Below are 18,696 nucleotides of genomic sequence, written 5' to 3'. Positions count from 1 at the left end.
AAGTAAAAAAATGGCTAATATCTTATTGTGATACCTCTAAAAATGAATAAATAGTAATTTATTATAGTTAATAAGAATCAATGAATAATACCATTCATTAGTAAGATTTTATTACATTCTCATCATTATCACTGAAACTATTAACCAAACCCAATGTATAACAACTAATGAGAGTGCATAATTAAATAATTTTTTTGTGCCATCCCAACGTTGATGCATATTGGTAATCATTTGTTTTTTAGGAAAAAGATATTGTAATGCAAAATCAAAATGAGAGCAGTCATCCTGTTGATATAAAACTTGAAATAATTGATTATCAAACCATAGTCTAAAGATATAATAGTGGCTAATAATAAAAATAATGCTATTAACAAATAAATATACCCAGTTATCGAATGAGTATATATAGAGAATGAACTGACAAATAAAGGCGAGCAATGATGCACTTGCTAAATAACGCCAACTTGATGTAAAAATAACCATGACATTGCCGCATTGCCTATCAGATAAATTATTCATGGCATTCTCCTATGTGAATGATATTTCTGATACCAATGATTTAATTGTTCAATAGTTGCTTCATTTAGGATCACTTGCGGTCTTACTTGAGTCACAATTTTAATTGCATCATCAATCGTTTTTGCTTGATGCTGATGGACTAACCAAGCGATAACAACCGTTGCACTGCGTGAATAACCCAGCTTGCAGTGTACATAAATTGAACCTATCTTCGCTAACTCATCCATGGTGTGTACGGCACGCTCAATATCTTTCGCGCTTATTGGTAACAAATCTATTTGTGGTTGGCTACGGTAAATTAAATTTTTGCTATAAGCATTGCGAGGCCACTCGCAAGTCATGTCGAAAACGGCTTGTGTTTGCAAAGGATAAAGCGGACGTCCTCCTAAAATAATATGTTCGCTGACTTTACTGGGTTGTCGACATGCGCTTGCATAGTAATGATAGGTACCAATAGCGATGAGTCGATATGGGAGAAGTAATATGCAAGCTGATGGAGAGAGTGCCCCTTCAGGGGTTTTTTGGAACACTGAAGCGCCCAACCCTAGGTATCCAAGGGTGATCAATAGGAATGTAATGGCAGGCCATAATAGTATCCATGCTCCTCCTTGGAAGGTAATGGCAATAAATAAGCAGATCAAAGCCCCGATACCATAGTTAATCGATATTTTGAAACTACGTCGGCTGCCGGTGTAGTGCCAGTGCCATTGGCTATCAATAGGCAATAGATAACTAATGATAACACCCACAGCAAAGCCACTGATGACATCAATAAAATGGTGTTGCCATGTGGTAAGGACAGAAAAGAGTATTAATAATGACCAGCTATGAAGTATCCAATGCCATTTAGCGGGTAGATGAGCTCGGAAACGTAGCCAGAGCAGCCATAATAGGATGATATGTAATGAAGGAGCTTGATTGTAAGGAAGGTCGAACATCTCAAGGCGATCAAACATCCATCCAGTAATGTGGCTTGTTTCAGGTCTAGGGAAACTAAATTTTAACGGAAATAGTAAAAAACCAATGCATGCGGCTAATGATCCCGCAATTAAACGTAGCGCATGGATAGTTTGTTCACGTACTGAGGTGCATATGAAAAGGGATAAACCATAGAAAAGGTCAATACTCCAATAGGGGATAATACTCCAAGCTAGAAATGGAATATGTTTTTCCCATGAATAAACATAGGAAGAAACTTGGGACAATGAAGCCGTGTAGGTATTGACTTGCCCATACGTGAGGAAGAAAAAAGGGGCTAAAAAGATTAACCAAATAAGACCGTATAACCAAATTTGTCGCCGAGATGCGGAGGGCAATGGTTTATGTAGGGATATCATTCGGTTACCTTATTTTTATCACTATTTATATGGTTTGTGATTCATTTAATGCTAATAAATTATCGTAGTGATTAGATGGCAAAATAACCATCTAATCCAACGTTAATACAGCGTATTAGCAGCGCCGAGCAATAGATACGGTAAATATACCCCAGCTATCAATTAATTGATTGAGTTTTTCAAAACCAGCTTCTTTAATGAGAGCATCCATTTCACCTTGGCTACGGCAGCGCATAACCCATGCTTGGCCGCCTTGGTGGCTTGGCAGTACGCGAGCAATCATTTCAACTTGAGGGTGCCATGGTTGACATGTATAGATGAGAAGCCCACCGGAAGGTATGGCACGGGACAAGCCATTTAATGAAGCACGGATCAGCTCATTGCTTGGGAAAAGTTCATACAATCCACTGACGATCCCCAGTGTAGGTGCTGGCGTTACCGCAGCAAGATCATCAGCATCAAAGGCATTACCTTCTTCAAAGCGGGCTTTATCTTCAAGGTAACGTTCTTTGATCTGCAAGCGGCCTTGTTCAACATTGATTGTGCTGTAATCACGTAAGAGGAGTGACTCAACTTTGCCATAGTCGTTGATAGCATCAAAAAGGTATCTGCCTTGGCCTGCGGCAATATCTATGATACGAACAGGCTGTTGATTGTCATGGAGATCGCGGATGGCTTGTCGAATGATATTTTCAATATTGGTTTTACGCTGACGTATACCTTGCCAGCCAATACTGTTGAGATATTGTCTATCAATGATTCGGCCAAATAATCCATTGCCTTGTGCTTTATTGCGATAGATATAATCGAGGGTCGAGCCGGAATCAAAGCCTTTATCATAACCGATGCGTACACCTTCGGAAGTTTTTCCTAATGTACTCATCAGTTTACCAAGGAGCTTATAACCTATATTTTTAGGGCACCAAATAGGCATTGGTTTAGTGAGTTCACGATAAGCATCAGCACTGGCACTCCATGTATCTTCATATTGGTAGTCATGTTGGTAACGGGGTAATGAAAATAATTTGCCAATGAACTCACGGATCTTAGCGATTGGAATATGACGCTCTTTCTCACCTAAAGTGTCATGGTAAAAATTAGGTAGAATATGTTTTTCTTTGATGGGGGTGTTCAGCCGTGCATAAAATTGGTGTTGAGGTTTGTGGTGCACCACATGATCACTACCTGAAATAAATAATTGTGTAGGCAGAGTGATTGCACTCGCATCAGAAACAATTCTGTCAGCTGTTTTGTAAAGTTCGAGCAAAATGTTGACGGCAATAGGGCGTGTAATTAATGGGTCGCGATTGAAAGAATCAATGCGTTGTTGATCATGAGTTAAAAATTTAGCTTTTACGTAGGAGTTAACATAAAACAATCCACGTATTTTTTGCATCAGCGCTAGCCCACTACGAGCAAAAGGAACATAAAGTTTTACTTTAAAAGCAGGGGATGCTAACACCATACCTCTAATGGGGGGCGCATAATCATGTACCCAAGTAGATACGAGGACCGCACCAACACTTTGACCAATAACAATGATATTTTCTAACGGTATTTGATATTGCGTTGAAACATAACGAACGAATTCATCAACATCATGTACAGAGGTACTGAGTGATGGGCTATAACCTCTAGGGCCATCATTACGACCGTGCCCACGGGCATCCCATGCAAACATGCTATAGTCAGGTAACTCTAATTCATCAACCAAATGAGCGACTCGCCCTGAATGCTCATGGCCACGATGAAACAGTATAATTGCTTTATCACTGGGTTGTTCTGCGGGCCAATAGCGGTAAAACAGTGAAGTACGATCACTGGTAGTGAATTGTGATTCAATAACAGAGCGTTGTGTTAAATAGTCTGTCTGCACGTTCATAGTAGTTCCTTAATATGAATGATCATCCGTTTTAGCGTTGAGCTCAATCAGCGCACGACGAATACGGTTAAAGCAGGTATAAAACAGCAACAAGGACAGAAAGATGAATATAAGAGTAAACCAATAGGATGTTATCCACTGTGGAAAAATCGACACGATAAGCCCTATAGCGCCAAATACAAATGCACGATCACTTTTACCGATAGGCCCATCGTAGCGGCGCGAGGCACCAATAGCTTGTGCGATAACACCAATAAATTCAGTGAAAAGAGCGAGTACTAGAATGAGCAAGATCAACCAAAAATCATGTGGAAATAATAAGATAAAGGGTAGGTACAATGCGATATCAGAAATGACATCCCCAATTTCATTTAAAATTGCGCCTAGGTCACTTTTTTGATCGTGTTCACGCGCAAGCATGCCATCAATTGCATTGAGCGCCATACGAATAAACAAAATAAAGGGTAATAATATAAATAGCTGTGGGTACGGGAAAAGGAGTAGTAATGTTCCTACTATGATGGACAATAGCATCGCAGTAACGGTTACTTGATTAGCGGTTACATTTGAATCATAAAGCTTTTGTACAATAGGGCGTAAGAGGTTCTGAAACTTGGGTTTCAGATCATAGATTGTCATTTATTCATCCTTGTTATTCGCAACAGCAATACATCAAATATACTTTTAATCATTCAAGATACGGTTGGTCGACAAGTGCATGAGTCGCTGGGAGATTTGTATTAGTCGATGACTAATGTGAATGAACAAGTCAACAACCCTATAACTTGAAATATCGTCAGTATCTAGCTATATCAATACGCTATTATTTCTAAGCTGCAATAAGAGCTATCCTAAGTTAACGATGCAGTGACAGCGTCACTTTTGTGGGGATAAAGATACGAATAACATTGAATTATCAAATATGCTGTTAAATATGGCTCTATATGATGCAGCTAAAGGTATTAGAGAACGAATAGGCCAACCTACTCGCTACTAGGTATATAGCAAGTTGTTGTATTTTACATTGAAGTATGGCGACTACGCACAATTGCGTAAGTCACCGTATTCTCTGTGCTATTACGACTTATTTAATTATTTCTTAGTTGCACTAGGAGCTGTTTTAAATATAAAAGAAAATGGTGATTGTTATATTTCGATAGCTTGGTCTTCAATAAATGAAGTTTTAGCAATATTAAGGCGCATCCGTTTAAATTGGCTTGGTGTCATTGTGGTCATTTCTTTAAATTTACGACAAAAAGCACTGTGATCGGCGTAAGCGCATTTGATAGATATTTCAGTGATAGAATAATCCTCCTCAAGCAATTCAATAGCATGCTCAAGTCGTTTCTTTTGAATATATTGCTGGGGAGTTATATGAAATATGGCTTTAAATTGGCGGTTGAGTTGTGATAAAGATAATCCAGAAATCTCTGCGAGAGTGGTTATTTTTATCGGTGTATCAAAGTATTGACTAATATAATGTTCTACTTGGCTTAATTGCTTATTTAATTTAGGGCTAACAGACTTTTCATCTTGCAAATCGACAGAAATTCCTGCAACACCAATGACTTGGTTGTATGTGTTAAATATAGGTACTTTAGTCGTGACACACCATCCTAATAAGCCTGCCTTATAAAGATGTAATTCTAATTTGTTAATGACGCTAATTTTCTTTTGCATCACAAGATAGTCTTGTGAGCTATAACTTCCACCTAATTCAGCATGAAAAATATCTTCTGCCCGTTTACCAATCACTCCATCAATAGATTTAATTTTACAGCGTTTTGCTAGGTTTTCATTCGCTAGAAGATATTTAGCATCACAGTCTTTAACAAAGAAAGTAACGTTAGGCAATGTATTGATTAAAGGCATGACTAGCCCAAGGTGATTTAAAAGTACGTCAATATTATCAACGGGAAACAGCATATTCTCCTGACTAATCAGTAGCAATTTATTTAAATTAATCATGCGGCCTCCTAGAAATTCAACATATTTAATCAGTTATCTTAAATATTTTTAAATTGTGCTGAATTACGCATCAGTGTGCACGAAAGATATCAAGATCCTTTAACAAAAATCAAGCATTCTGTTAACAATTAATGTGGCAGAGGACGCAATATGCACAAGCGCTATACAAAAATCGAAGTAATTGATTCACACACAGCGGGCGAGCCAACACGCTTAGTGATTGATGGTTTTCCTGATTTGGGCGATGGAGATATGGCTTCTCGATTAAAACGTCTAAAAAACGATCATGACCAATGGCGTACAACTACCATATTGGAACCACGTGGCAACGATATTTTAGTTGGGGCGCTACTTTGCAAGCCGCAAAACCCACAAGCAGCGGCGGGAGTCATTTTTTTCAATAATGAAGGTTATCTGGGTATGTGTGGGCATGGCACTATTGGCCTCGTAGCCTCATTATCTTATCTAGGTAAAATCACGGCTGGAGAGCATCTTATTGAAACACCGGTTGGTGATGTTAGGGCTACACTCCATGCTGACGGCAGCGTTAGCATTCAAAATGTTTACTCTTATCGTTATCGTAAATCAGTCACTCTTAATGTACCCGAAGTTGGCGTGATAACGGGAGATATTGCGTGGGGGGGCAATTGGTTCTTTTTGGTTGAGCAATCCCCTTTAGCTATTGATTATCGTAATGCTAAGGCACTAACCGAGGTATGTATAAAGATAAAGAGTGCATTGGTGGAGCAAGGGATCTACGGAAAAGACGGCCAGGAAATTGACCATATAGAATTGTTTGGCAGTTACGAGAAAGCCGATAGTCAAAGTTTTGTGTTATGTCCTGGTGGTGCATATGACCGTTCACCTTGTGGTACGGGAACCAGTGCTAAACTGGCCTGTTTGGCCGCAGATGGCAAACTAAATGAAGGTGCCCTTTGGCATCAAGCGAGTGTAATCGGTAGCCAGTTTGAGGCGAGTTACTTATGGGCTGACGGTAATGGCATCATTCCAACGATCCGTGGAAACGCTTATATCAGTGGTCGAAATACCTTATTGCTTGATGAAACTGACCCATTTTGTTGGGGGATCACGGTATCGTGAGGGCATAACATGGATAAAAAACATTCTGTGGTTGTCATCGGTGGCGGAATTATTGGATTAAGCATTGCACTGACATTGCAAGCTGATGGCACTGATGTCTTGTTAGTCGAAAAAGATCATATAGGTGCAGGAGCCTCATTTGGTAATGCGGGGCATATTGCAACAGAACAAGTTTTTCCTGTTGCTGACCCTTCGATTTTGAAATCTATCCCTGGAATGTTATTCGATCCCCTTGGGGCACTGCGTTTGGATTGGCGCTATTTACTGAGATTAACACCGTGGTTATTACGTCTGCTTGGTAACATGCGACATAAACCATTTACACATATTCATCATGCGTTATCTGCAATTAATGGTGTTTCTTTAGAAGCATGGCAATCATTTAGTGAACAATGGCAATTAACTGATTTAATTAAGATTGAAGGCTCTTTACTGGTCGCAGAAAAGGCCTCATCACTAGAAAAATTACGTAAACATGGTGAATATCTCAACTCGATAGGTGTCACCAATCAGCTATTAACCCAATCACAGTTGCTTGAGCGTGAACCTGCATTGGCACATAACCAGTTGGGGGGACTGTTTTACCCTGATACGGGGCATGTGGTCGATCTTAAACAGTTACACATCAAGTTAGTTGAGCATTTTTCACGTTTAGGTGGTGAACTACTCACCGAGTGTGAAGTGACAGCAATTAATGCACCAAGCAATGACAAAGTGGTGTTAACCACATCGCAAGGCCAAGTCGTGGCAAAACAAATAGTGATTGCTGGTGGCGCATTTTCTAAATCCTTAGTCAGTATGATCAGCCGCATTCGTGTACCACTTGAAACAGAGCGTGGTTATCATTTAATGCTGCCTAATGAAATAGGACGGTTAAACGTACCAGTATCAAGTATTGATAGACGTTTTATCATGACACCTATGAATGGCGGATTACGCCTTGCTGGTACAGTCGAGTATGCGGGCTTGAAACGGCCCGCAAATATGCAACGAGCGCGTCATTTCTTACCGCTTGCTAATCCAATGTTAAATACACCATTAAATAATTATCAATCTACAGAATGGATGGGATTTCGTCCAACACTCGCAGATTCTTTACCCGTCATTGATAAAAAAGGTCCTTATATTTTTGCTTTTGGTCATCAACACTTAGGACTGACTCAAGCGGCAGTGACTGCAAAAATTGTACAAAGCTTGTTTCAAGGGCGATCGACTTCAATCGATTGCTCTCCTTATTCGATTGAGCGTTTTCTTTAAGATTTCAAGGAGTTTTATATGAATTTTCATGGCATTGTTGTCCCTATTGTTACACCATTTCACAGTGATTTTTCATTAAATGTGAGTGGTCTGGCCCAACTGACTGAGACTCTTATTGAAAAAGGTGTTTCTGGTTTAGTGGTATGTGGTACGACAGGGGAATATTACGCGTTAAGTGAAGCCGAGCGTGAAACGGTTTTAACGACCGTCAGCAAAATTGCTAAAGGTCGCGTAACCCTGATAGCGGGTATCAATGATTTATCTACTGAAGGCGCAATAAAGCGTGCTGAGCAGGCAAAATTATTGGGTTACGAAGGATTAATGTTATCGCCTCCGCCTTATAGCCTACCTGATCAGCAAGGTGTTATCGCCCATTACGAAACAGTGGCTGCGGCAACAACACTACCAATCATTATGTATAACTTCCCTGCACGTATTGGTATCGAAATTGAATATGACACCGTGGTGCATCTATCGAAGGTGAAAAACATTGTTGCCATCAAAGAAAGTAGTGGTGACTTTAGTCGCGCTTTACGTTTACTGCAAACCCAATTTGATAATTTTGAAGTGATTTGTGGTTGTGATGACCAACCCGTCGATTTTTTCTTCTGGGGAGCTAAAAGTTGGATTGCTGGTGCTGGCAACGTATTTCCTGCTGAACAAGTTGCGATTTTTAACGCTGCACAACAAGGCGATTGGGTTAAAGCGAAACAAATTATGTCACAGATTTATCCAGCTATTTATTCGATGGAATCTGGTGATTATAACCAAAAAGCGAAAGCGGGTTGTATCAAAGGAACCGTCGATGTCGGGCCAGTCAGAATGCCATTATCCAACATTTCATCACAGCAGCAACGTGATTTTCTTGCCTTAATCAAATGAGGAGGGAAATGATGAAAATAACAAAAGAGCAGGTATTTGAACGAGCTAAAGGCGGCCAACTTTGGGCTGGCTGCCTTATCGAAAATTATCAGGATAGTGGTGCAAAACTGGAAAATCGTACCCCTATTGATGATAGCGTGATCGGTTATATCGCTGATGGACAAGCCGCCGACGTTGATGCTGCGGTTACAGTAGCTAGAAATACTTTTATTTCAGGTGATTGGAAAAATTTATCGCCTCAGGAACGTAAACAAGTGATGTTGCGTTGGGCGACTTTAATTGAACAGCACAGTGAAGAGCTTGCGGCTTTAGATTGTGTCGATGCAGGCAAACCAATCACGGAATGCTTAAATACAGACATGCCAGCAACCATTGAAACATTCTATTGGTATGCAGAAGCGCTAGATAAAATGTTTGGCAAAGTGGCACCCACTGGTCAGCAAGAGCTTGGATTGATTGTTCATGAGCCTATCGGTGTAGTTGGGGCAGTATTACCATGGAACTTCCCCGCACAAATGTTTGCTTGGAAGGTCGCGCCGGCCTTAGCGGCAGGGAACTCTGTAATAGTAAAACCCGCCGAGTTAACCTCTCTGAGCGCGTATCGTATGGTTGAACTAGCTTATGAGGCAGGTGTACCGAAAGGTGCTCTGAGTTTAGTGTGTGGTTTAGGCGAAAAGGTCGGTGAAGCCATTGGTCGCCATGCGGATATTGATATCGTTTCATTTACAGGCTCTACCGAGGTAGGCCGTTTATTTCTTAAATACTCTGCCGAAAGTAATTTAAAAGAGATCGTATTAGAGTGCGGAGGTAAGAGTCCACAAGTCGTGTTTGCCGACGCCGATCTTGACGCTGCGGTTCCACATATTATGGCCGCTGCATTTTGGAATATGAGTGAGAACTGTAGTTGTGGGTCACGCCTGATTGTTCATGAAAGCATTCGCCAATCGCTATTGGATAAATTAATCGCTGCAAGCACCAGCTGGAAAGTCGGTAATCCAATGGATGATTCAGTGTCTATCGGTCCTATGGTTGAAAAAGCGCATTTTGAAAAAGTGAAGTCATTTATTGATGTTTCTATAAAGGAGGGCGCAAAAATTGTCTCTGGAGGAAAAATTCACAGTGAATTAGGCAGCGGCTGGTACATTGAACCGACCATTTTCGATAATGTGACCCCAGAGATGTCATTATTTAAGAATGAGGTGTTTGGTCCTTTGCTTGCGGTATCCACTTTCTCTACCGATGAAGAAGCTATTGCATTAGCCAACGACACCCATTATGGATTAGCGGCTTCTTTCTATAGTCAAAATGTGCATCGTGTTATGAAAGTTGCCCGTCAAATTAACGCAGGTACAGTTTCTGTAAATGGGTTTAGCGAAGGTAACATCACCACACCCTTTGGTGGATTTAAGCAATCAGGGTTCGGCGGTAAAGATAATGGGCTAGAGGCCTTCGAACAATATACACAGACAAAAGTGATTTGGATTATTAATCATTAATAACTCGATAACCTGAATTTGATGAATTCAGGTTTTTTTTACCCTACAAACAGACAATTACAATAACGAAGGAGTACTCATATGGAAGCCATCGTGAATACGCTCGTTGGATACATTTGGGGTAATGCCTTAGTGATTTTATCACTAGGTGTTGGGTTGTACTTTACATTAGCTACACGTGGTGTTCAGTTTCGCTATTTAATTAAAATGGTTTGCTTACTGAAAGAAAATAAAGCCTCAAAAGAAGGAATATCATCATTCCAAGCGTTTTGTCTCGCATTATCCGGTCGTGTTGGTGTTGGTAATATTGCAGGGGTGGCGACAGCCATCGCCGCTGGTGGTCCGGGAGCCATATTTTGGATGGTAGTCATGGGCTTATTAGGGGGCGCAAGTGCATTTATTGAATCAACACTGGCTCAAATATATAAACAACGTTCTGATGGGCAATATCGTGGTGGATCGCCTTATTACATTGAAAAAGGGTTAAAACTCAAACCGTTTGCTATTATTGTGGCGGCAGTAATTTGCTTATCATATGGCGTATTGGTGCCGGGGATCCAAGCCAATACCATAGCCGATTCTTTTCAAACGTCATTTAACATTCCACCCATGGTAACTGGTGCGATCGTGACCGTGTTAATGGCTTGGCTGATTTTTGGTGGAGTAAAAAGAATTGCCAGCGCTGCTGATAAAGTCGTGCCACTAATGGCTGTCGCTTACATTATCATGATGGTGATTATATTAGGTAGCCACTATGAGAAAGTTCCCGCTATGTTTGGACTGATTTTCCGTAGTGCATTAGGGATGGATGCGGTATTTGGTGGTATTGTCGGTACAGCCGTTTCTTGGGGAGTACGTAGAGCGGTATTTTCTAATGTGGCGGGCGCTGGTGAGGCAACATTCAGCTCGGCAGCTGCGGAAGTGAGTCATCCGGCAAAACAAGGGTTAATACAGGCCTTTTCAATCTATATAGATACGGTTGTAGTGTGTACGGCTTCAGGGCTGATGATCCTCGTCACTAATATGTATAACGTTTTCCCTGATGGCGCTGCCTCTGCATTGGTTGAGCATGTGCCGGGGGTTGCTGCGGGAACTGCATGGACACAAATGGCGGTATCAACGGTATTTGAATCTGCAGGGTCTGGTTTTGTTGCTATTGCTGTTTTCTTATTCGCATTTACCACGTTAATGGCATATTACTATATCGCTGAAACAACGATTGTTTATTTAGATCGTAAGCTTAAATACCCTGTTTTAAAGTTGATATTAAAGCTAGTTTTCTTAGTTATCCTCTTTATGGGAAGTGTTCAGTCCGTGAGTATGATGTGGAGTTTAGGCGATATTGGTTTTGGTAGTATGAGTTACCTTAACTTAATTGCGATTGTTTTCTTATCTAAACCCGCATTGAGAGCATTACGTGACTATGAACGACAAGAAAAACTGGGTATTGACCCTGTATTTGACCCTAAAGTCGCGGGCGTTGAGAATGCTGAATTATGGGAAGATATTAGTAAAGAATACCAATCTCAACAACAAAACAAAGTGGGTAAAACAGAAGGTGAGTTAACGACAGAGCAGAAATAACCAATAAGGAATTTAATTAAAAATGGCGGTGAGGGAGGGATTCGAACCCTCGATACGTTGCCGTATACACACTTTCCAGGCGTGCTCCTTCAGCCTCTCGGACACCTCACCGTATTTTTAATTTCTCGTTGTGGGCAAAATAACTTGTCCTACAACGGGGCGCTACTATAGGGAAAAGCGTGGCTTGCGTCAACTCCCTATTTATTCTTTTTTACTGTTTTATTGCTTGTTTAGCTAAATATAAAGCAGTTTGGCTATTATCTAATCTTGTATGATTAATTGATGGTTAATTTAAACTTCAAGCACTAATTTTAAAATTCGTAAGCTGCTTAACAAAATATCAATCGGAATGACTATCTATCATTCTATTCGCTTGAAAGTAAGACATTTTCATCACACTCTGTGGGTAAACATAAAAGGAGTTGTCATGAATATTCTATTTTATCATCCGTCTTTTGATGCTAACGAGTGGATAGAGGGCATGCAAACTCGCCTTCCACAAGCCAACATACGCCAATGGGTAAAAGGGGATAACCAAAAGGCAGATTATGCCATGGTTTGGTTGCCTCCTTATGAATGTTTAGCGGGGCGAAAAGACTTGAAAGGCATTTTTGCGCTTGGGGCGGGGGTTGATGCGATTTTAAAACAAGAGCATGAAAATCCAGGAACATTGCCAGCGGGTGTGCCATTAATGCGTTTAGAAGACACAGGCATGGCTCTACAAATGGAAGAATATGCAATGGCAAAAGTACTTTATTACTTTCGTCGCATGGATGAATATCGCCAATTCCAATCACAGCGTCAATGGAAACCGCTTCCTGCAAATCGACATGAAGATTTTGTGGTTGGTATTATGGGCGCAGGGGCATTGGGGCAAGCGGTTGCTAAAAGATTAGTTGAGTTTGGTTTTCATGTGAGAACATGGAGCCGAAGTGAAAAGCAAATTGATAAAGTCATAAGTTACCATGGGCAAGAGCAGTTAAGTGATTTCTTGCAGGGGACTCGTGTCATTATCAACTTATTACCTAGTACGCCACAAACTGTTGGGATCTTAAACCAATCACTGTTTAGCCAGCTGCAACAAAAGGCCTATATCATTAACCTTGCTCGCGGTTCTCATTTAATTGAGCAAGATCTGTTAGTTGCACTTGAATCAGGTCAGGTGGCTGGTGCGTCTTTAGATGTCTTTGCGAGTGAACCATTACCGCAGATGCATCCGTTCTGGACTCACCCGCGTGTTGCCATCACACCACATATTGCCGCGATCACAGTGCCTCAAGAGGCTATGGATATGATCAGCAATAATATTAAGCGAATTGAAAGTGGGCAACAACCTTTCGGGATAGTAGATATGGGACGTGGTTACTAATATACTATTTATACTCGTCATACTTCAAATTGCAGCGCTTTTCATTAAGAGATAGTGACTACGTCCGTGGCAGTCACCAATTTATGTAGGCTCCTAGCGACTCATTCACTTGCCGCTAAACTGCACCTCGAATTATAGAGAGTATAGTAAGGGTTGGTTATCGCATATCGCAAAACAGGGATTATATATGAATGAATTTTCAATTGTCTGCCGTATCTTAGGAACATTATTTCAGCGTTCTCCTGATGATAGTCTGGTGAAACCATTGCTTGAGATGATCGCCCAAGACAAATTAAAGGCATCATGGCCATTAGAACAGGATGAGTTATGGGCTCGTATGGCAAAATCAGTTGAAATGAAAGCGATTGTGGCTGACTATCAGGCTCTATTTGTAGGGGAAACAGCCGCCGTTTCAGTCTTTGCCCATGACTATGATGCTGAAATTGCAGAAGCTGAGATCCGTGAATTTTTAGTTGAACGTGGAATGACAGTAACAAATGCAAGAACGGATGCATTTGGATCATTGTTATTAGCGGCTTCTTGGCTTGAAGATCAAGCCGCAGAAGATGAAACGGCGGCTCAAATTGAGTTATTTGATAGCTTTATTCTGAGTTGGTACGGGACATTTTTAGGTAAAATGGAGGCTCATGCCTCAACGGCCTTTTATCGTACATTGGCACAAATTGCTCGAGATGCAGTCATTGCATTGAGAGATGAATTAGAGTCTGAGTGACAGCGTCACGTTTATTGTCGCAAAAGTTTTTGATGATTAATAGGTATATACTCTAAATAATTCGAGGTGCAGTTAGGCGAGAAGCGAGTGAGTCGCTAGGAGCCTACATAGGTAGGTGACTAGTGCGAATGAGCGTAGTCAACAACACTGTAATTTGAAGTATGACGAGTAAACGTATAAATACAAAAGGCAACGTGTTAAAACCGTTGCCTTTTGTGCTTTTATCAATCGAAAAAATTTATGGAGCTCAGTCAACTAATGGAATAATTATCTTACCCGGTTTTACTTCGATACCCTTAGCTAACTTTTTAGCGGTTGCTTCAACAGCACTATTGTCAGGGTTTAACACATAAACAGGTTGAGTTTCAAAGAAGGTTCCTAGTGAGCTATTGAGATATGGGATCACTGCTGAGATAGCGGTATCCATATTTTCAGGGATCACTTTATATTGACTAATATTCAGTTCTCTCAGGTAAATCGCGCCTGCTTGAGCATCAAAATAAGGGCGAGCAGTTAGTGTTAGTTCAATTTTAGCGCTGGTTTTACCCAGTAGTGAATCCAAATTGACAGTAGCTTCACCAGTAAGGGCAATCATCCCCGGTTCTGTTCGACCAATTTCTGATTTTAAATTAGCTAACTGAATGTCTGCGTCAGCGACGCCAGAAATTCCCACATTGTGGTTGTATTTAACCTTAGTTGCTAGGTAATTATTAATGGTTCCTTCGCTAATAGAAAACTCAGTTAGCTGGCTACAACCTGTGAGTAAAGTAAAACAGCCAATCATTGCAGCCAATATAAATTGTTTCATAAATGCTCCTTTTACTGTAACACTATTATCTTATCCTATAATTGTCGTTACGGGGGAATTTCAGTCGGAAACAATTTAATTTAACAGGCGATTAGATAGCAAAAGTATTGCCCTTAACCGCTTAACATGGCTGATTCAATTTTTTTACGGTTAAATTGTTTATGTAGTGCCCACAAGGTAATAAAGCCGATAATACCAAGTAAAAACCAAGGTAATTGCGGCATATTCCATTGATGGCCGATATCATACATCCAGCCACCGCCTGTATAACCTACTGCTCCACCTAAAGCTAACCCTAATCGGCTGAAGCCCATATAACTACCGCGAGCACGAGGATCAGCGAGTGATGCACTGAGAGTCTCTCTTGCGGGATCCGCAGTTACCGTACCTAAATAGAACAGACAAATTAAGCCAAATAACACATGCAGGGAGCTTGTCATACCAATAGGGAACATGCTTAAACTCATTAACAATAATCCAGCCATTAAGCGTTGTTCAAGGCGGAAATATTTTTCACTCCATCGTGCAATAGGGTAAAGCAGTGTTAGTGATATAGCAGCTTCGATGGCATACATCCATTTTACTGCGGTAGGTGTACCAGCTAGTTCGTTAACCACGATAGGGAACATGAGCATCACTTGCACTGACAACATAAAATAGCCAGCCAGAGTCACAACATAAGTGACAAAGCGTTTATCTTTCAGGACTCGTCCCATTCCTTCTTTTATTGGTGTTCTCGTTGTTGAAATACGGTAGGCAGGCAGTAACCAAACATTGAAGATCGCGGCAATAACAAATACAGCAGCACCGGCCCAACATACATAGTGGAAATCATATTGAAGTAACCAACTACCAATAAGTGCACCTATAACAGCACCTGCACTGTCTTGCATTAGAAGCAGTGAATAAAAACGACCACGCTCATAAGGGCGAGTCAGTTTTATCACTAAAGCAGTTCTTGGCGGGTCAAATAAGGTACCACCTAAAGCAGAAAGTATACATGACAGCCATAGTACCCATGGATCGTAAGCCACAGCCATTAATGCAAAACCACTGGCGCGTAATAGCATACCAATCACAATCATGGGTTTGGCGCCAAAACGGTCTGCGATAGCACCGCCAAAGATACCAAGCCCTTGCTGGACTAATTGTCGGATGCCTAATGCAAAACCAACAATAACAGCAGCCCAACCTAGTTGATCGACAAAACGAATCGAAATTAATGGAAAGACAACGAAAAAACCTAGAACGACTAACATATTATCTAGGAGTAAAAAATATTTACCTAGGCTTCTCGCCTGTGACACCTGTGCCATGACACACCATTGTAAAAAATAACAAACAAGGAAGGATTCTTAATGTTTCTCATCAATAATATCAGTAGAATATAGAAAGGAAGATGATATTTTTTTATCGTAATACCTGCCTATTTTTGATGCTTCATTTTTATCGTTGTGCAGTCTTTGATTATTTTAATTTTATAAGGGTTAACGATGTTTGGTTATCGATCAAATGAGCCTAAAGTTCGTCTTGTGACAGAAAGAATGGTTGTAAGGTTGGCATATGAGCGTGATGGTTATCGATTAGCCGATTATTACAGCGAAAATAAAGACTTCTTAAAGCCTTGGGAGCCAACCCGAGATAGCTCGCATTTTAATCCATCTAGTTGGAATAATCGTTTACAACTGATGTCAGAATTGCATCGCCAAGGTAATGCATTTCATTTTTTATTGTTAGATAGCCAAGAAAATGAAGTGATGGGGGTCGCGAATTTCAGCAATGTATTACGTGGTGCTTTTCATGCTTGTTATTTAGGCTATTCATTGGGTGAAAAATGGCAAGGGCAGGGATTGATGTATGAAGCCCTAGTACAATCGATTCGTTATATGCAACAACATCAAGGAATGCATCGTATTATGGCAAATTATATGCCACATAATATACGTAGCGGTGATTTGTTGACCCGCCTTGGTTTTGAGCGTGAAGGTTACGCAAAACAGTATTTGCAAATTGATGGTCAATGGCGTGATCACGTATTAACTGCACTGACCTATGAAAAATGGAAGTCCCTCAAGTCATAATAGGTAAAAGCTGATTTTGACATTCAATCGTAGTCAGTTATGCTTCGCGCTGTTAAACTGACACGATTGTTTTCTTTTAGTCTACCAATCATGAATTTATTAAAATCGTTAGCTGCGATAAGTTCCATGACCATGATGTCACGGGTACTTGGATTTATCCGTGATGCTATCATTGCTCGAGTCTTTGGTGCCGGCGCAGCGGCAGATGCTTTTTTTGTTGCATTTAAACTGCCTAACTTATTACGGCGTATTTTTGCCGAAGGGGCATTTTCTCAAGCTTTTGTACCCATATTAGCGGAATATAAGAACCAACAAGGAGATGAAGCAACACGTACCTTTGTCGCTTATATTTCAGGGATGTTAACCCTTGCATTAGCGATTGTGACTATTATCGGTATGATAGCAGCGCCATGGGTTATCTATGTTACTGCGCCTGGTTTTACAACAGATGCAGATAAATTTGCCTTAACGACAGATTTATTGCGTGTCACTTTTCCTTATATTTTTCTAATCTCACTGGCCTCACTGGCTGGGGCGATCTTAAATACTTGGAACCGTTTTTCGGTACCGGCATTCGCGCCGACATTATTAAATGTCAGTATGATTTTCTTCGCCGCTTTTGCCGCCCCTTATTTTGATCCGCCAGTGATGTCATTGGCTTGGGCCGTCATTGTGGGTGGTGTGCTGCAATTGGTTTATCAGCTACCACATTTGAAGAAAATTGGTATGTTGGTACTGCCCCGACTCTCTTTTCGTGATAGCGGTGTTTGGCGAGTAATGAAAATGATGGGACCTGCAATTATAGGGGTATCTGTCAGTCAAATCTCACTGATCATCAACACTATTTTTGCATCCTTTCTCCAATCAGGGTCAGTTTCATGGATGTATTATGCCGATAGGCTCATGGAACTGCCTTCAGGGGTACTTGGTGTTGCGCTGGGGACTATTTTATTACCTTCATTATCAAAAAGTTTTACCAGTGGTAACCACCAAGAATATCGTCACTTAATGGATTGGGGGTTGCGTTTATGTTTATTGCTAGCGCTGCCTTGTGCGATTGGCCTAGCTATTCTTTCTGAAGCACTCACGGTTTCACTATTCCAATATGATAAATTTACTGCTCATGACTCGCTGATGACGCAATATGCACTAATGGCTTATTGTGTTGGCCTTACGGGTATGATTTTAGTGAAAATCTTAGCGCCAGGCTTCTATTCACGTCAGGATATTCGTACTCCTGTGAAAATAGCAATTGTGACACTAATCTTAACCCAATTGATGAACTTAGCCTTTATTGGCCCAATGAAGCACGCAGGTCTTGCACTTTCAATAGGTCTAGCGGCTTGTTTCAATGCGGGTGTTCTTTACTGGCAGCTGCGTAAGCAAGAGATTTTTAAACCGCTAGCAGGTTGGCGTGGTTTTATCGTTAAATTAATCATTGCGCTACTAGTTATGGCGGCTGTACTGTTTGGAGTATTGCAATTTATGCCTGAATGGCAGCAAGGCAATATGGCCATGCGTTTATTACGTTTAATATTTGTGGTGATGATTGGTGCAGGTAGTTATTTTGCAGCGTTATTTGCATTAGGCTTCCGCCCAAGAGATTTTAAGAAACACAGTATTTGATTATTTATTATAAATAAAAAGAGCGCATATTATTGAATATGCGCTCAGTCTAT

At 40.7% G+C, this 18,696-nt stretch carries 16 protein-coding genes and 1 tRNA gene; 9 read left to right on the top strand and 8 right to left on the bottom strand.

Translation table 11 applies throughout. The features are described from left to right. Nucleotides 1-111 precede the first annotated feature (111 nt). The 5 genes from SC428_RS02640 to SC428_RS02620 form a co-directional block, all read right to left on the bottom strand. Nucleotides 112-519, bottom strand: a complete 408-nt coding sequence (locus SC428_RS02640) for a hypothetical protein (protein WP_070929644.1) — start codon at nucleotides 517-519, stop codon at nucleotides 112-114. Beyond that, nucleotides 516-1,856, bottom strand: coding sequence for a phosphatase PAP2/dual specificity phosphatase family protein (locus SC428_RS02635; RefSeq protein WP_140186187.1), 1,341 nt, complete (start codon nucleotides 1,854-1,856; stop codon nucleotides 516-518). The genes SC428_RS02640 and SC428_RS02635 overlap by 4 nt, the downstream gene beginning before the upstream one ends. Nucleotides 1,857-1,971: 115 nt before the next feature. Beyond that, nucleotides 1,972-3,738: a bifunctional alpha/beta hydrolase/class I SAM-dependent methyltransferase gene (locus SC428_RS02630; protein WP_318705769.1), complete on the bottom strand. Its 1,767-nt coding sequence runs from the start codon at nucleotides 3,736-3,738 to the stop codon at nucleotides 1,972-1,974. Nucleotides 3,739-3,747: 9 nt separating this feature from the next. Then, entirely contained in the window at nucleotides 3,748-4,377 is a 630-nt protein-coding gene (locus SC428_RS02625; RefSeq protein ID WP_070929641.1) for a CDP-alcohol phosphatidyltransferase family protein, read from the bottom strand. A 507-nt stretch (nucleotides 4,378-4,884) separates the two neighbouring features. Further along, the gene (locus tag SC428_RS02620; protein WP_070929640.1) at nucleotides 4,885-5,706 is read right to left on the bottom strand and encodes a helix-turn-helix domain-containing protein; all 822 of its coding nucleotides are present in this window, start codon (nucleotides 5,704-5,706) and stop codon (nucleotides 4,885-4,887) included. A gap of 150 nt (nucleotides 5,707-5,856) precedes the next feature. Here SC428_RS02620 and SC428_RS02615 point away from each other — a divergent pair, with 150 nt between their 5' ends. From SC428_RS02615 to SC428_RS02595, 5 genes are all read left to right on the top strand, one after another. Beyond that, nucleotides 5,857-6,807 carry a 4-hydroxyproline epimerase gene (locus SC428_RS02615; protein ID WP_140186191.1) on the top strand — a complete coding sequence of 317 codons (951 nt, stop codon included), beginning with the start codon at nucleotides 5,857-5,859 and terminating at the stop codon, nucleotides 6,805-6,807. 9 nt (nucleotides 6,808-6,816) lie between these two features. Further along, nucleotides 6,817-8,064, top strand: coding sequence for an NAD(P)/FAD-dependent oxidoreductase (locus SC428_RS02610; protein ID WP_070929639.1), 1,248 nt, complete (start codon nucleotides 6,817-6,819; stop codon nucleotides 8,062-8,064). Between the two features lie 18 nt (nucleotides 8,065-8,082). Beyond that, a complete protein-coding gene (gene dapA / locus SC428_RS02605; protein WP_070929638.1) occupies nucleotides 8,083-8,946 on the top strand; it encodes a 4-hydroxy-tetrahydrodipicolinate synthase in 864 nt (287 codons plus the stop codon). 11 nt (nucleotides 8,947-8,957) lie between these two features. Further along, a complete protein-coding gene (locus tag SC428_RS02600) occupies nucleotides 8,958-10,442 on the top strand; it encodes an aldehyde dehydrogenase (protein WP_140179329.1) in 1,485 nt (494 codons plus the stop codon). 81 nt (nucleotides 10,443-10,523) lie between these two features. Then, on the top strand, nucleotides 10,524-12,026 hold the full coding sequence (locus SC428_RS02595) for an alanine/glycine:cation symporter family protein (RefSeq protein ID WP_070929636.1): 1,503 nt from the start codon (nucleotides 10,524-10,526) through the stop codon (nucleotides 12,024-12,026). Nucleotides 12,027-12,049: 23 nt separating this feature from the next. Here SC428_RS02595 and SC428_RS02590 read toward each other — a convergent pair. Next, nucleotides 12,050-12,137: transfer RNA gene (locus tag SC428_RS02590), tRNA-Ser, on the bottom strand. 316 nt (nucleotides 12,138-12,453) lie between these two features. Here SC428_RS02590 and ghrA point away from each other — a divergent pair. Together ghrA and SC428_RS02580 are read left to right on the top strand one after the other, a co-directional pair. After that, nucleotides 12,454-13,395, top strand: a complete 942-nt coding sequence (gene ghrA / locus SC428_RS02585) for a glyoxylate/hydroxypyruvate reductase GhrA (RefSeq protein ID WP_070929635.1) — start codon at nucleotides 12,454-12,456, stop codon at nucleotides 13,393-13,395. A gap of 187 nt (nucleotides 13,396-13,582) precedes the next feature. After that, on the top strand, nucleotides 13,583-14,128 hold the full coding sequence (locus tag SC428_RS02580) for a molecular chaperone (protein ID WP_318705768.1): 546 nt from the start codon (nucleotides 13,583-13,585) through the stop codon (nucleotides 14,126-14,128). Nucleotides 14,129-14,375: 247 nt separating this feature from the next. On the opposite strand, the gene SC428_RS02575 is transcribed toward SC428_RS02580, so the two are convergent. After that, the gene (locus tag SC428_RS02575) at nucleotides 14,376-14,936 is read right to left on the bottom strand and encodes a lipoprotein (RefSeq protein WP_070929633.1); all 561 of its coding nucleotides are present in this window, start codon (nucleotides 14,934-14,936) and stop codon (nucleotides 14,376-14,378) included. 113 nt (nucleotides 14,937-15,049) lie between these two features. Beyond that, entirely contained in the window at nucleotides 15,050-16,252 is a 1,203-nt protein-coding gene (mdtH, locus tag SC428_RS02570; RefSeq protein ID WP_318705767.1) for a multidrug efflux MFS transporter MdtH, read from the bottom strand. Nucleotides 16,253-16,429: 177 nt separating this feature from the next. Between mdtH and rimJ the strand changes: the two genes are divergently transcribed. Then, a complete protein-coding gene (gene rimJ / locus SC428_RS02565; RefSeq protein ID WP_140179265.1) occupies nucleotides 16,430-17,017 on the top strand; it encodes a ribosomal protein S5-alanine N-acetyltransferase in 588 nt (195 codons plus the stop codon). 90 nt (nucleotides 17,018-17,107) lie between these two features. After that, nucleotides 17,108-18,643 carry a murein biosynthesis integral membrane protein MurJ gene (murJ, locus tag SC428_RS02560; protein ID WP_318705766.1) on the top strand — a complete coding sequence of 512 codons (1,536 nt, stop codon included), beginning with the start codon at nucleotides 17,108-17,110 and terminating at the stop codon, nucleotides 18,641-18,643. Nucleotides 18,644-18,696 lie beyond the last annotated feature (53 nt).

Origin of the sequence: Providencia sp. 2023EL-00965, from assembly GCF_033550225.1 — a bacterium.
Taxonomy (GTDB): domain Bacteria; phylum Pseudomonadota; class Gammaproteobacteria; order Enterobacterales; family Enterobacteriaceae; genus Providencia; species Providencia manganoxydans.
Note: the sequence above shows the minus strand (reverse complement) of the source record. Positions and strands in the feature narration are given on the sequence as shown.